Source organism: Oscillibacter sp. (assembly GCF_040505565.1).
Lineage (GTDB): Bacteria > Bacillota > Clostridia > Oscillospirales > Oscillospiraceae > Oscillibacter.
Genome location: NZ_JBEUWZ010000019.1, coordinates 76,587 through 77,178, shown reverse-complemented (window position 1 = coordinate 77,178; position 592 = coordinate 76,587). Strand labels below are relative to the sequence as shown.

Annotated in this window: 1 protein-coding gene and 1 tRNA gene; both read right to left on the bottom strand. The window is 41.9% G+C overall.

The features are described from left to right. On the bottom strand, positions 1 to 304 hold a 304-nt coding region (locus tag ABWQ15_RS10430; protein ID WP_353908710.1), incomplete at its 3' end, for a DUF488 family protein. A 134-nt stretch (positions 305 to 438) separates the two neighbouring features. Continuing rightward, positions 439 to 529, bottom strand: a tRNA-Ser gene (locus ABWQ15_RS10425). Between the last annotated feature and the right edge of the window lie 63 nt (positions 530 to 592).

Below are 592 nucleotides of genomic sequence, written 5' to 3'. Positions count from 1 at the left end.
GCATAATCTGCAGATTTCGGGTGTTCACATTCTGCACGGTTCTTGACTTCTCCATGAAATCTAAATACCCTTGGGGCGAGAAATAGCGTTTCTCAATTTGACGCGCTCCAAATTCTGCAGCGAAATTGCGGTACTGTATCTTGTTTTTGGCTAACAAACGCTCCAAATTTTCTTTATTGTAGTCGGGATAATGCTCAGAATAAGGAGTGCTACGAACATCAACGAGTGCCTTGATCTTATTCTGCTTCAGTGTGTCGATAAAATCTTCGATTTGAAATGCAGTATATCCGATTGTAAATAGCATATTATCCCCCCTTATTCAAACAAATTAAATACTGATGCGTTCCTCAGTGGTAAACTCACCGATTAAACGGTGAGACAAAAAGAGAATAGGAGGCTTCAAAAAAGCCTCCTATTCATGGGCCTGAGGCCCTGCAATGGCGGAGAAGGTGGGATTCGAACCCACGAGCCACTTTCGTGACTACCTCATTTCGAGTGAGGGCCGTTATGACCACTTCGATACTTCTCCATCTATTTTCAATCGGTTTTCCGACAAAAAAACAAATATTTACTTGTTTGGATAACTGTGAGC